The 14,112-nt window shown below is 47.8% G+C and carries 10 protein-coding genes; 9 read left to right on the forward strand and 1 reads right to left on the reverse strand.

Annotated features, from left to right (window positions below; translation table 11 throughout):
- Nucleotides 1–213 precede the first annotated feature (213 nt).
- Nucleotides 214–1,155, forward strand: a complete 942-nt coding sequence (locus C1710_RS04625) for a phosphoglycerate dehydrogenase (protein WP_102280552.1) — start codon at nt 214–216, stop codon at nt 1,153–1,155.
- Between the two features lie 98 nt (nt 1,156–1,253).
- Nucleotides 1,254–2,273: a LacI family DNA-binding transcriptional regulator gene (locus tag C1710_RS04630; RefSeq protein WP_102280554.1), complete on the forward strand. Its 1,020-nt coding sequence runs from the start codon at nt 1,254–1,256 to the stop codon at nt 2,271–2,273.
- Nucleotides 2,274–2,330: 57 nt separating this feature from the next.
- On the opposite strand, the gene C1710_RS04635 is transcribed toward C1710_RS04630, so the two are convergent.
- On the reverse strand, nt 2,331–3,104 hold the full coding sequence (locus C1710_RS04635) for an SDR family NAD(P)-dependent oxidoreductase (protein WP_102280557.1): 774 nt from the start codon (nt 3,102–3,104) through the stop codon (nt 2,331–2,333).
- 354 nt (nt 3,105–3,458) lie between these two features.
- Here C1710_RS04635 and adhP point away from each other — a divergent pair, with 354 nt between their 5' ends.
- The 7 genes from adhP to rpoB all read left to right on the forward strand — a co-directional run bounded on the left by adhP (nt 3,459) and on the right by rpoB (nt 14,105).
- Nucleotides 3,459–4,481 carry an alcohol dehydrogenase AdhP gene (gene adhP, locus C1710_RS04640; protein ID WP_102280560.1) on the forward strand — a complete coding sequence of 341 codons (1,023 nt, stop codon included), beginning with the start codon at nt 3,459–3,461 and terminating at the stop codon, nt 4,479–4,481.
- 193 nt (nt 4,482–4,674) lie between these two features.
- Nucleotides 4,675–5,118 (forward strand): CtsR family transcriptional regulator, encoded by a 444-nt coding sequence (locus tag C1710_RS04645; protein ID WP_102281755.1) that lies wholly within the window; start codon nt 4,675–4,677, stop codon nt 5,116–5,118.
- 21 nt (nt 5,119–5,139) lie between these two features.
- Nucleotides 5,140–7,644: an ATP-dependent Clp protease ATP-binding subunit gene (locus C1710_RS04650; RefSeq protein ID WP_102280562.1), complete on the forward strand. Its 2,505-nt coding sequence runs from the start codon at nt 5,140–5,142 to the stop codon at nt 7,642–7,644.
- A gap of 436 nt (nt 7,645–8,080) precedes the next feature.
- Complete coding sequence (locus C1710_RS04655) at nt 8,081–8,695, forward strand: helix-turn-helix domain-containing protein (RefSeq protein WP_102279073.1); 615 nt, start codon at nt 8,081–8,083, stop codon at nt 8,693–8,695.
- A complete protein-coding gene (locus C1710_RS04660) occupies nt 8,692–9,537 on the forward strand; it encodes an IS3 family transposase (RefSeq protein ID WP_102280564.1) in 846 nt (281 codons plus the stop codon). The genes C1710_RS04655 and C1710_RS04660 overlap by 4 nt, the downstream gene beginning before the upstream one ends.
- Before the next feature lie 133 nt (nt 9,538–9,670).
- Nucleotides 9,671–10,261, forward strand: coding sequence for a TetR/AcrR family transcriptional regulator (locus C1710_RS04665; RefSeq protein WP_102280566.1), 591 nt, complete (start codon nt 9,671–9,673; stop codon nt 10,259–10,261).
- A 223-nt stretch (nt 10,262–10,484) separates the two neighbouring features.
- Nucleotides 10,485–14,105, forward strand: a complete 3,621-nt coding sequence (rpoB, locus tag C1710_RS04670) for a DNA-directed RNA polymerase subunit beta (RefSeq protein WP_102280569.1) — start codon at nt 10,485–10,487, stop codon at nt 14,103–14,105.
- The last annotated feature ends 7 nt before the right edge of the window (nt 14,106–14,112 follow it).

Genomic DNA, 14,112 nt, shown 5'->3' on the forward strand with positions numbered 1-14,112 from the left:
CAGTATAAGGTGGTTATCGAGGACTTGTCAACCACTTTTGAATGAAAAAACATCAATATAAACAGCCATAGATGAGCAAAAACTTTCTCAAGAAAGCGAATTCATTTGCTGCTTGCTTTTTCCTGGGGAGAAGATTATGATAAAACTAGTAAATGATGGAAACCGGTTGCCAACAAGTGGGCAAGTTTTCACTAAAGTAAAGGAGTCTTGATTATGGGTAAAAAAATCGCTGTACCAGTCTTCTTGTCACAGGAGGGGAAGGACTACATTACGTCGCACGGAATGGAGCTAGTCGAAATTCCGGATATGAGGGCAGAAACGATTGCCAGTCAGGCAGCTGATGTGGATGGGATTGTTGAAATGGTTGACCCATTCCCTAATACGATGGCTGATAAAATGCCGAATCTGAAAATCATCGCCCGCCATGGGGTTGGTTACGATAATGTTGACCAAGATTACTTCGGCCGGCAAGGAATCTGGGTGACTATTACCCCGCACGCCAATGCCTCGACGGTCGCAGAAACCACCTTGGCAGCGATGCTTGACCTCTCAAAGAACTACACGACTGTTGTCAACAAGATGGCGGCAGGCGACTGGAACTACGCTGGTGCCCACAAGGGGGTCGACTTGGCGGGAAAGACCCTCGGTATCATGGGATTTGGTCGAATTGGCCGGATGGTTGCTCAGAAGGCCAGTGCCCTTGATATGAAGATTATTGCCTACGATCCGTTCGCTAAGGATACTGGCGATGTTCAACTGGTGGACCGTGATGAACTGTTGAAGACCAGTGACTTCATTACTCTTCATATGCTGGTTACGCCAGAAACGACCCACGGCTTTGGTGCTCGCGAGTTCAGTTTAATGAAAAAGAGTGCTTACCTAATTAACTTTGGACGGGCTGCACTGGTTGACCAAGAAGCTGAGCAGTCAGCATTAAATCATGGCGAGATTGCCGGAGCAGCGGTTGACGTTTATGACCAGGAGCCATTGCCAGCTGATGACCCGTGGCGAACGACTAAGAACGTGCTTCTGACACCACACATTGCTTCGAACACCAGGGAATGTATGGCGCGGATGGCAGTGGATGCTGCCAGCGAATGTGTTCGTGTTCTGAATGGTGAAAAACCACAATGGCCGGTTAACCAGCTGAATTAACTATCACCTAACGTCAAATTAAACCACCCGACTTGCTTTTTGGCGGGTGGTTTTTAATAATGTAAGGATAAGAAGATTCGTGAAGGAGCGAGGCAAAGATGGCTAAAAAACGGGTAACAATCAACGATATTGCACAGCAGGCGGATGTATCAAAAACCACCGTCTCTCGTTACTTGAATGGCCACTTTGATCGGATGTCGTCAGCTACCCGCCAGCGAATTGCTAGGGTTATCAAGCAGGCACACTACCAGGCCAGTTTTCAAGCCCGCAGCCTTACCAATCAGCGCAGTCATCTGGTGGGGATGGTTGTTGCCGATGTCGAGAATATTTTCTCGTCCATCCTCTTTCGCGGAGCCGATGAAATTTTTAGCCGGGCCGGGTACCAGATTGTGCTGATGAATTCAGACAACTCGGCTGACAGGGAAAGGGAGCAGTTACAGCGGTTGCTCCAGTTGCAGGTTGACGGGATTATTCTCCAGGCGATTAGCAGACACGCTGCTGATTATCAGTACCTGGAAGAAAGCGGCATTCCGGTGGTGCTGGTGGACCGGGAACTTGATGAAAATCCTGCCGGCTGGCCGGTGGTGCGGTCAGACAACTACCGTTATTCCAGGATGTTGTGCGATTACCTAGTCCACCAGGGCTACCAAAAGATTGTTGTTATTAACCAGGATGTGGAAGCGAATAACGCTCGTCGGCAGCGTTATCAGGCGGCTCTGGATGCAGTCAAGGGAACCGGCTGCCAGGTGGAACTGCCGGCTTTTGACCCGGGAGAGAACAACAGCCAGTTGTATGCTAATTTCAGCCAGCTCCCGGGATGGCTGAATCCACGCACGGTCCTTTACATGCTAAAGGGAACCGACCTGATGCGGGTAATGAAAGTACTGGCCCAGTATAATGTCCATATTCCTGAGGACCTCGGTGTGACAGCTTTTGATGACTGGGATTGGGCCACCTTGACCCAACCGCAGATTACCACCATCCAGCAAGATCCTCGCCAATTGGGGACGGTGGCGGCCAACAAAATTATGGCGCTATTGTCTGATCAGCCGGTACCACCACTGACTAACGTCGATTGTAGATTTCAGGTTCGCCACTCACTGAAGACAAAGTGGTAAAACAAAGGGACGACCTTTTAAGGGCCGTCCCTTTTAACTTGGTTAGAATAACTAAATTTAACGGAGGAGGTAGCCGCCATCAACTGGCAACATCACTCCGGTGACGTAATCGGAAGCCTCACTGGCTAAGAAGACCAGCGGTCCCATCAGGTTTTCTGGAATTCCCCAATCACCTGACGGAATGTGAGCAGCAATTTCTGGTCCCCGCACGGGGTCCTGCTGCAAACTACGGGTCATGTCGGTCAGAATGTAGCCTGGCGCCAGGCCGTTTACCTGGATATGATAAGGCGCCAATGCATCGGCATAGGCACGGGTTAGTCCGAGAACGGCATGCTTGCTAGCGGCATACGGGAAGATATACTTGCCTGCCCGGAAAGACTGCATTGAACCGATATTGATGATCTTACCATGCCCCTGTTTAACCATTTGTTTAGCAGCCTCATGCGACAAGTAATATAGTGCGTTGAGGTTCAGGTCGATGACTTTCCGCCAGTCTTCATCTTTGAATTCGAGGACTTTGTTGCGAATCTGCATGCCGGCGTTATTAACCAGAATATCGAGTTGACCGTAATGATTGACAACTGCCTTGATAATGTCGGTAGCCGCCCCTGGTTCGGTCAGGTCTTTCTTGAAAAAGAATACCTGTTGGCCGTGTTCTTCCACCACCCGCTTAACCTCGTCCCAACCGGCTTCAGTCCGGCTGACAACAAAAATGTTGGCACCATACAATGATAAGGCAGAAGAGTAAAACTTTCCTAACCCCCGAGCACCACCAGTAACCAGGGCGACCTTTCCTTTCAAAGAAAAACTATTAGAATTAAACACCATCATGAACCTCCTTTAGTTTTGGAAAACGCTTCACCTAAAAAATACTACTAACTATTTTTAAAGTCAATATTTTGTGTTATATCAGTATGTTAACCGGTTAACATAATTGGTTGACCAATCTTGTGCACTTTTGCATTAAGCATTGACGAAATAACTACTTATCAGAAGTAAGTGAAAAAGTTAACAAAGTGGTCTATGCGCTCAAACGCCATCATAATCAGCACTTAGTAGTTGTCAAAGAGACTGGTTTAAAAATATTTTGTCTTTGTTCAAAATTTCACTTTAAAAAGGGTTTTCACTCTGCTAATATATGGGGCGTAGAGATAAAGTCTTAACTTGAAAAGGAGATTTTAACTGATGAAGGCTGCTGTTATCAATGACCCAGTTGATGGGTACGTTACTGTTAAGGATGTTAAGCTGCGTGATCTGAAGCCAGGTGAAGCCCTGGTTGACATGGAATACTGTGGGCTTTGCCACACTGACTTGCACTGTGCTGCCGGTGACTTTGGCAAGAAGCCAGGCCGGATTATTGGTCACGAAGGTGTCGGCCGTGTATCCAAGGTTGCCCCAGGTGTTACTAGCCTTAAGGTAGGCGACCGGGTATCAATTGCTTGGTTCTTCAAGGGTTGTGGCCACTGTGAATACTGCCTCACTGGCCGTGAAACTCTTTGCCGCAACGTTCTGAACGCCGGTTACACGGCTGACGGTGCAATGGCTGAACAATGTATCGTTCCAGCTGACTACGCTGTTAAGGTTCCAGAAGGTTTGGACCCAGTTGAAGCAACTTCACTGACTTGTGCCGGGGTAACGATGTACAAGGCACTGAAGGTCGCTGACATCAAGCCTGGCCAATGGGTATCCATTGTTGGTGCTGGTGGTCTTGGTAACCTTGGTATCCAGTTTGCTCACAACGTCTTTGGTGCTCACGTTATCGCTGTTGATGGTAACGAAGATAAGCTGCAGGCTGCTAAGGAAAACGGTGCTGAAATTCTGATCAACCGTCACGATAACAACGTTGACGAACAAATCCAGGAAAAGGTTGGCGGGGTTCACGCTGCCGTAGTTACTGCTGTTACTACTGCTGCCTTTGACCAAGCCGTTAACTCTCTTCGCCCAGACGGTCGCCTGGTTGCTGTTGCTCTGCCACAAGGTGACATGAAGCTTAACATTGCTAAGACTGTCCTTGATGGGATTATCGTTGCCGGTTCTCTGGTTGGTACTCGTCAAGACCTCGCTGAATGCTTCCAGTTTGGTGCAGAAGGCAAGGTTCACCCAATCGTTCACACTCGCAAGCTGAGTGAAATCAACGACATGATTCAAGAACTGAAGGACAACAAGGTTGTTGGCCGGAACGTTGTTGACTTTGTTCACAACAAGTAATTTTCACCAAAAATCTATCGCGCTCCTGCCTAAACGGCAGGGGCGTTTTTTGTCTTGGTTAGGGTGGCGAGTTTTGTTTCGCTGAGCTTTAAGGTTGCAAACGGGCGAAAAGGCGATAGTTATGATAAAATAATGGTCAAAGTTAGTCAGAGAACGAGGTGGTATTGTGGCTGAAGAGAAAAGTTTATCAGATATGATCGAAGATTATCTGAAAGAAATCCTTGGTCAAACTCCAGAAATCGAAATTAAGCGGTCCGACATCGCCCATCAGTTTGATGTCGTTCCGTCACAGATTAACTATGTCATTAAAACCCGGTTTACAATCCAAAATGGCTACCTAGTGCGAAGTAAACGCGGTGGCGGTGGCTACATTCGCATTGAGCAGATTAATGCGCTTGATAACGTTGACTTAATTGAGATGCTGCTTTCATCAATTGGCGATTCGTTAACTGAGCGGGAAGCTAGCAATATTATTGCCACGTTGTATAATGCTGACTTAATTACGCGCCGTGAAGGCAATATTATGATGGTGGCCATTTCTCGGCAAACACTGGCCGTTGACAACCGTCAAGTAGAAGAAGCGCTGCGAGCTAATATTTTATCGGCGATGCTGAACCGGCTGCGTTTTGAAAACTAACCCAGGGGGTAAGTTCACTTCATGAATAACTACTTAACACCAAGTGCAAAAGAAGTTTTACTGATGGCCCAGGAACAGGCGCGCTACTTTAAACACCAAGCGGTGGGAACTGAGCACCTGCTACTAGCATTGACAATGGAAAGCGCTAGTATTGCTGGTAAGGTTCTTGCTCAGTTTAGCCTGACCGCCAACAGTGTCAGAGAGGAAATCGAGCGGCTGACGGGTTATGGGACAATGACGATTGCTAATGGCGACTACTTGCCATATTCGCCGAAAATGCGGGATGTTCTCCAGACTGCTCGGTCACAAGCCCGGCAACTAGGGAACACCAAGGTAGGAACAGAGCACTTACTGATGGCGTTATTAAGCAACCAGACGATCTTGGCTGGACGGATTTTGCAAAATTTCGACATAAACCCGCGGCGAGCTCAGCAAACACTGCTTCACCATATGGGAGTTAGCGAGCGACGCTCAACAAAGCAGTCCGGCGTGCGTCCACAGCGGGGGCAAAGTAACCAAAAGTCGTCTGACCAGAAAGCGGATAGTCTGACGCCAACGCTGGATAAACTGGGTCGTGACTTAACGAAGGTTGCTAGAGAAGGCGGGATTGACCCGGTCGTTGGTCGTGACCGCGAAATTCAGCGTGTGATCCAGGTTTTGAGTCGGAGAACGAAAAATAATCCAGTTTTGGTTGGGGAGCCCGGTGTCGGCAAAACCGCAATTGTCGAAGGATTAGCCCAGCGGATTGCCAATCACACGGTTACGCCAGAATTGGCCAAGATGCGAGTGATGGCGCTGGATATGGGTTCAGTTGTCGCCGGCACTAAGTTCCGTGGTGAATTTGAAGATCGGCTTAAAAAGATCCTCGACGAAATCTATGATGATGGCCACGTTCTGTTGTTTATCGATGAGCTGCATACCCTGGTTGGCGCTGGTGGGGCAGAAGGGGCCATCGATGCTGCCAATATTTTGAAGCCGGCATTGTCACGTGGCGATGTTCAGTTGATTGGGGCCACGACGCTTGATGAGTACCAGAAGTATATTGAAGCAGATGCTGCCTTAGAGCGGCGCTTTGCCCGGGTTCAGGTGGAAGAACCGAGTCAAAAAGAAAGCGTTCAAATTTTAAAGGGGCTGCGGCCAAAGTATGAGGCCCACCACCACCTGAAGATTAGTGATGAGTCTGTAGAAACGGCGGTTAAACTGTCTAATCGTTACATTACCAACCGTTTCTTACCAGATAAGGCAATCGACTTGATGGATGAGTCGGCAGCCATGGTCCGCATCGCGGGTGAACAAGTACCAAAGTCCCAGCAGGAAAACGAGGATAAGTTGGCACTGCTTCGTTCGAAAAAAGAAGATGCCATTATGAACCAGCAGTTTGATCAGGCAGCCAAGCTTCGCCAAGAAGAGCTGGCACTAGCTAAGCAGCTACGGACTGCCCGCAAACGCCGCGCGACAAGCCAGGAAAAACATCCGCTGACTGTCGGAGCGGATGACGTGGCTAAAGTCGTGGCTGAATGGACTGGTGTTCCGCTCACCCAGTTGAAGAAGTCGGAAAGTCAGCGCTTGGTTAACCTGGAAAAGGAATTGCACGAACGGGTAATCGGCCAGGACGAAGCTGTTTCAGCGATTGCTCGCTCTATTCGCCGAGCGCGGAGCGGTTTAAAGGACCCTCAGCGACCAATTGGCTCCTTTATGTTTCTCGGCCCAACCGGGGTAGGGAAGACAGAATTGGCCAAGGCACTGGCGGCAGCCATGTTTGGTGACGAAAATAATATTATCAGGGTTGATATGTCTGAATACCGGGAAGCCTACAGTACGAGTCGGCTGATTGGGGCTGCGCCTGGTTATGTTGGTTACGACGAGGGGGGCCAGTTAACCGAAAAGGTTCGCCAACACCCGTACTCGGTCGTCTTGCTGGATGAAGCCGAAAAAGCCCACCCGGATGTTTTTAACCTCCTGTTGCAGGTTCTCGATGATGGCTACCTGACGGATTCGAAGGGGCGGAAGGTTGACTTCCGCAACACTATCCTAATTATGACCTCTAACTTGGGCGCTACCCAACTGCGGGACGCAAAGGAAGTTGGCTTTGGGGCCCGTGATCTGAGCGATGACTACAATGCGATGGCCGGCGCTATTCGTCAGCAATTACGCCTCCATTTCCGGCCTGAATTCCTTAACCGGATTGATGAAACCATTATCTTCCACCCGTTAAATAAGCAGCAATTACACCAGATTGTTCGACTGATGGCAAAGCGGGTACAAAAGCGGGTCGCTGCTCAAAAGATTAAGTTGAAGCTTACTGCTGGGGCCATTAACTTGGTTGCCGCAAAGGGCTACAATCCTGAATACGGCGCACGCCCGCTTCGTCGGGCACTCCAAGACCTGGTGGAAGACCCACTGAGCGAAGCCTTGCTAACGGGGCAACTGGCAAGTGGTGATACTGCGACTGTTGGCAGCAGTCGGGGGAAAATTACCTTGAAAGTTGCGCACGATGGTCAGTCTGCAACTTTAGTAAAGGTGTAATTGATTGTGATTGTAGCAAGTTTGTGAAGTATTAATAGGGATTGCTAAAGCGCAATTCGATTGTTAACTAAAAACCGATTAATGACCGTTACCGTTCGCTAAAAACGAGTGGTAGCGGTTATTTGTTGTTAGGTTAAAGGTGATTATCAAAGTAATTAATGATCTTGCTTATTCATTTATCGTCAATATTATGTTCAATCCTTAACTCATGAAATTTAAAAACATAAAAGGGCCTATTTTTTTTTTTTTTTTGAAAAAAGCCCCGGAATAAAGGCCTGCGTACAATACCCCTTAGGGTTGACACTTTAAATAATAAAAGTGTCATCTCTAGGGGGTGTTTTGAATAGGAACATATTCAACGACGGAAAAATTAAGGTTACTCAGTAATTACCAAGATTCAGACTACTCACTCGGGGTATACGCGGATTATCACCAGGTGCGGACCTCTAGCCTTAACAGATGGATTAAACAATTTTTAACGGCTGGTTTGGCTGGATTGATTCGCCCTGAACACAATCACAGGTACACACTTCAAACCAAGCGATTAGCCGTTAAAGCTTACCTTTCAGGTACCCTGTCAGGCCAAGCAATTCTCAATAGATATCAAATTCGTAGTCTTTCCCAACTACATCAATGGATTGTCCGGTACAATAGTGGACAATTAAGTGTTGCTTACGCAACAAGAAAGCGAGCTAGGAAAGTGGGCCGAAAAGTTACTTTTGAGGAGAAACGGCAAATTACTCAATGGACAATTGATCACGAGTATAACTATCAAGCCGCGGCAGAAAAATTTAATGTCAGCTATCAACGGGTCTATTCATGGGTACGAAAGTACCAAAGAACTCACGATTGGGAATCCCTTCAGGATAACCGGGGTCGCCATAAAGGCAAAACACCAACCAATGAAGTGGAAAGATTACGACAAGAAGTAAGGCAGCTGAAAGCTAAAGCGAAGGAACGGGAGGTACAGATTGCCTTCGCAAAAAAATTGGTCGAAATACACAATCGGGAGGTGGAACGGCCGGACGATATCAAGCGATTCAGGAAATGAGGCAAAGTGGGTATAAGGTATCTGATCTAGTTAAAGCAGCCGGGGTAAGTCGGCAGGCTTACTACAAGTGGCTTACCCATGAACCGACGGTTCATGATATTCAAGATCAAGAAATTCTAAAGCTCGTTAAACAGTTAGAAGCACAACATAAACACTGCGTTGGTTATGACAAGATGACCCGTTTAATAAAGCGGGAAAGATTATCATACACAGTTAACAAGAAGCGCGTCATGCGCATTATGAAGGAACACAGTATTAAAGCGGACTATCGTCAGCCTAAGAGAAAACGTGTGCAGGAGCAGGAAACTTATGAAGCACAGAATACCCTGAACCGCCAGTTTGAACAAGCTGCCGCAAATCAGGTGTGGGTGACGGACACGACGGAAATTGCCTACAACATTCGTAAGTACAAAGTCCGTCTACACGTTGTCCTGGATCTATACGGTCAATACCCACTTAGCTGGATCATTACGCCTACAGAAACGAGTACTGGGGCTATTAAAGTATTTCAAATGGCCAAGCAGAAAGCCGGAGGTCTGGCACCGCTAATCCACACTGATCGCGGAGCAGCATATACTTCCAAAGCATTCAACCACTACTTGGCTAGTAATAACAGCCAACATAGTTACTCAGCCCCAGGAACACCAGCTGATAATGCGGTGATGGAGCACTGGTGGGCTGATTTTAAATCTATCTGGTTAGCACACTCACCACAACCACAAACGTTTGAAGACTTAGAACAGCTGGTGACAGAAGGTATCGATTACTTTACGCATTCCTTTATTTCAGGCAAAAGAAATGACCTTACCGCAGCAGAATATCGCTTCGGCAAGGCCAACTAGTTTTTATTATTTAATGTGTCAACTTGACAGGGTACAGTACCCTGAACCGCGCCTCAAATTATTGCGGAACGGGGATAATCGTGCGATAATAAACATTTGAAAGTTTGAAATTTCACAAGGGGGAGTTTTTAAAATGAGAAGATCGGGCGGACATGACAAAACACGACAAAGAATTATCAATGCCGCAACTAAGCAGTTCCTGGAACGGGGGTATGGGAACACTTCGACGCGTGACATTGCTAAGGTTTGCAAAATTACGCAACCTGCACTTTATCACCACTTTAGTGATAAAGAAGTTCTTTACATGGACTCGATCACGTCCTTGGCGGGAAACGTTCGCCAGGACATCAACAGTGTTATTCGCGTCAAGGACCTTGACCCGGAAGCCCGGTTGATTAGGATTGCCAAGGTGTTACTGAAATATCACCCACGCAGTGTTTATGACCAGTTCAACGATGCTCCAGCACTCTTGTCCAAGAGTTCCCAGCGGAAGTTGGAAATCCTATTTCGGATGGATTACATCGAACCAGTTGCGGAATTCTTCAAGTTGCCCGGCATCAATTTACGGGCTGATATTTTACCTAACGAAGCAGCTGAGTTGTTTATTGATGAACTGGCACCGATTTTTGGGACGGTTCAGCATATTGGCGGTTACAGCCTGACCAGTGAAGATCGTGTTAAATTACTGGTTGACTGCATTGTTTCGGGACTGGCAGCACACTAAACATAACCATTGACAATTGAAAACGAACGTCGTATCATATTTAGGTATGAAATTGCGAGTTCAGTGAAGCTGCTGATCTATTGTCCAGTAGCTTCTATATAAGAAACCAAGAATGGCATTTGCCGTTTTTGGATTTTTTTTGCCCAAAATGATGCATTTTATCCATTTGTAAACAAAATGTAACATTTATTTTGGAACTGGACTGGCCCAACAAATTAGAGAGGTGAATAGTTTGGCTGGACATTTGGTAAAGTACGGTAAGCACCGTACCCGTCGTAGTTATTCACGGATCAAGGAAGTTCTTGATCTGCCGAACTTGATCGAGATTCAGACTAATTCTTACAACTGGTTTATGGATCACGGTCTTCGTGAAATGTTTGAAGACATTATGCCAATTAACGATTTTCAGGGGAAACTATCCCTGGATTTCGTTGACTATCAGCTGCTGGAACCAAAGTACACGGTTGACGAGGCGCGGGCTCACGATGCCAACTACTCGGCACCGCTGCACGTTACTTTGCGGTTAACCAACCATGAAACTGGTGAAATTAAGTCGCAGGATGTTTTCTTTGGGGACTTCCCATTGATGACTGACCAAGGGACTTTCATTATCAACGGGGCAGAGCGGGTCATCGTTTCCCAACTGGTTCGTTCACCAGGTGTTTACTACAACGAAGAAACTGGTAAGAATGGCCGGCCAAGCTTTGGTGCAACCTTTATTCCTAACCGTGGTGCATGGTTGGAATACGAAACCGACGCCAAGAACGTGTCCTACGTTCGTATTGACCGGACCCGGAAACTGCCAATTACTGAACTGGTTCGGGCATTGGGCTTCGGTTCAGATGATGAAATTATCGATATGCTGGGTGGCAACAGTGATAGTCTGTCACTGACCATCGACAAGGACGTCCACAAGGATGCTGAAGACTCACGGGTTGAAGAAGCTCTCAAGGACATCTATGAACGTCTTCGTCCAGGTGAACCAAAGACGGCTGATTCCGCCCGTAGTTTGCTGACGGCCCGTTTCTTTGATCCACAGCGTTACGACATGGCACCAGTTGGTCGTTACAAGACCAATAAGAAGCTGATGCTGAAGTACCGGCTGCTTGGTCAACGACTAGCTGAAACACTTGCCGACCCTGATACAGGTGAAGTGTTGGCTGCTGATGGTGACGTGGTAACAAAGGAAGTTTTGAAGAAGCTCGAACCATACCTGGACCGGGACGACTTCAAGATGATCACCTACACCCCATCTGATGAGGCTGTTGTTACTGCTCCAGTAAAGATGCAACGGATTAACGTTTACTCAAAGAATAACCCTGACCGGGTTGTTCCAATCATGGGTAATGGTCACATTCCGCTGGAACTGAAGCACATTCAGCCAGCTGATATCCTGGCATCCATTAACTACTTCTTTAACCTGCAAGAAGGCATTGGTGCAACTGACGATATTGACCACTTAGGTAACCGTCGGATCCGTTCCGTCGGTGAACTGTTGCAAAACCAGTTCCGGATTGGTTTAGCCCGGATGGAACGGGTTGTCCGTGAACGGATGTCTATCCAGGACATTAACACCGTGACACCGCAACAGCTGATCAACATCCGTCCCGTTGTGGCTTCTATTAAGGAATTCTTTGGTTCATCCCAACTATCCCAGTTCATGGATCAGACTAACCCGCTTGGCGAATTGACTCACAAGCGTCGTCTGTCGGCCCTTGGGCCAGGTGGTTTGACTCGTGACCGTGCCGGTTATGAAGTCCGGGACGTGCACTACACGCACTATGGCCGGATGTGTCCAATTGAAACACCTGAAGGTCCTAACATCGGGTTGATCAACAGTCTGTCTTCATATGCTCGGGTTAACAAGTACGGTTTCATTGAAACGCCGTACCGCCGTGTTTCTTGGAAGACTCACAAGGTAACTGACCGGATCGACTATCTGACTGCCGACGAAGAAGATAACTACATCATTGCCCAGGCCAACACGAAGCTTAACGATGATGGTTCCTTTGCTGAAGACGAAATTATGTGTCGTGACAAGGATGACTACATTACTACTAGCAAGGAAAACGTCGACTACATGGACGTTTCACCAAAGCAGGTTGTTTCTGTCGCTTCCGCATGTATTCCTTTCTTGGAAAACGACGACTCCAACCGTGCTTTGATGGGTGCCAACATGCAGCGTCAGGCTGTTCCGTTGATTCGTCCACACGCTCCGCTGATCGGAACAGGGATTGAATACAAGGCGGCTCATGACTCTGGTGTTGCGCTGATTGCTAAGCATGACGGAACCGTAGAATACGTTGATGCCCGCGAAATTCGGGTTCGTCAAGAAGACGGCAGTTTGGATACCTACAAACTGATGAAGTTCCGTCGTTCTAACGGTGGCAAGAACTACAACCAAACGCCGATTGTGAAGGTCGGTGAACACGTCGATGCTGACGATGTACTAGCTGATGGTCCATCAATGGAACAAGGGGAATTAGCCCTTGGCCAGAACCCACTGATCGCCTTCATGACCTGGCAAGGGTACAACTTCGAAGATGCCATCGCTATCTCCGAACGCCTTGTTAAGGATGATGTTTACACGTCCATCCACATTGAGTCATATGAATCAGAAGCCCGTGAAACTAAGTTAGGGCCTGAAGAAATGACTCGTGAACTGCCAAACACTGGTGAAGATGCCCTGAAGGACCTCGATGAAAACGGGGTTGTTCGGGTTGGTGCCGAAGTTCACGATGGTGACATCCTGGTCGGTAAGGTAACGCCAAAGGGTGTGACGGATCTTTCTGCCGAAGAACGACTACTGCACGCTATCTTTGGTGAAAAGTCACGTGAAGTTCGTGATACTTCTCTCCGTGTACCACACGGCGGTGGCGGAATTGTCCAGAATGTTCAAGTCTTCACCCGTGAAAATGGTGATGAATTATCACCGGGCGTTAACAAGATGGTCCGGGTTTACATCGCCCAGAAGCGTAAGATCCAGGTTGGTGACAAGATGTCTGGTCGTCACGGTAACAAGGGGACGGTTTCAATCGTCCTCCCTGAAGAAGATATGCCGTACATGCCAGACGGGACCCCGATCGACATCATGCTGAGTCCAATGGGTGTGCCAAGCCGGATGAACATCGGTCAGGTTATTGAACTTCACCTGGGAATGGCTGCCCGACAACTTGGTATCCATATTGCGACGCCAGTCTTTGATGGGGCAACTGATGACGACGTTTGGAGCGCTGTTAAAGAAGCGGGTCTGCCGGCAGATGGGAAGACTGTTCTTTATGATGGTCGGACTGGTGAACCATTCGAACAGCGGATCGCTGTCGGGGTCATGCACTACCTGAAGCTGGCTCACATGGTTGATGACAAGATCCACGCTCGTTCAATTGGACCATACTCACTGGTTACTCAACAACCACTTGGTGGGAAGGCTCAATTCGGGGGCCAGCGTTTCGGTGAAATGGAAGTTTGGGCCCTTGAAGCTTACGGTGCTGCTTACACCCTGCAAGAAATCTTGACTTACAAGTCAGATGACGTTCAGGGACGGGTTAACACCTATGAAGCCATTATTAACGGCTCACCAATTCCAAAGCCTGGTGTTCCTGAATCATTCCGGGTATTGGTTAAGGAATTGCAGGCACTTGGCCTCGATATGAAGGTTCTTGACGACGACCACAAGGAAGTCGAATTAAAGAACATGGACGAAGACGTAATGAACGTTCACGCAATTGCCCACAAGGTTGAACGTGATTCAGAGGAACAGGCAAAGAAACGCGAAGAAGCTGCGGCTGCTAAGGCAGAAAAAGCTACTTCGATGCCAACCACTGATGAAACTAAGCAGGACTAATGCGTAA

Origin of the sequence: [Lactobacillus] timonensis, from assembly GCF_900240275.1 — a bacterium.
Taxonomy (GTDB): Bacteria; Bacillota; Bacilli; order Lactobacillales; family Lactobacillaceae; genus Limosilactobacillus; species Limosilactobacillus timonensis.

Excerpts from the sequence above, each read along its gene's own strand:
- C1710_RS04625 (WP_102280552.1), top strand. The coding sequence starts at position 214 with ATGGGTAAAAAAATCGCTGTACCAGTCTTCTTGTCACAGGAGGGGAAG.
- C1710_RS04630 (WP_102280554.1), top strand. The coding sequence starts at position 1,254 with ATGGCTAAAAAACGGGTAACAATCAACGATATTGCACAGCAGGCGGAT.
- C1710_RS04635 (WP_102280557.1), bottom strand. The coding sequence starts at position 3,104 with ATGATGGTGTTTAATTCTAATAGTTTTTCTTTGAAAGGAAAGGTCGCC.
- adhP (WP_102280560.1), top strand. The coding sequence starts at position 3,459 with ATGAAGGCTGCTGTTATCAATGACCCAGTTGATGGGTACGTTACTGTT.
- C1710_RS04645 (WP_102281755.1), top strand. The coding sequence starts at position 4,675 with ATGATCGAAGATTATCTGAAAGAAATCCTTGGTCAAACTCCAGAAATC.
- C1710_RS04650 (WP_102280562.1), top strand. The coding sequence starts at position 5,140 with ATGAATAACTACTTAACACCAAGTGCAAAAGAAGTTTTACTGATGGCC.
- C1710_RS04660 (WP_102280564.1), top strand. The coding sequence starts at position 8,692 with ATGAGGCAAAGTGGGTATAAGGTATCTGATCTAGTTAAAGCAGCCGGG.
- C1710_RS04665 (WP_102280566.1), top strand. The coding sequence starts at position 9,671 with ATGAGAAGATCGGGCGGACATGACAAAACACGACAAAGAATTATCAAT.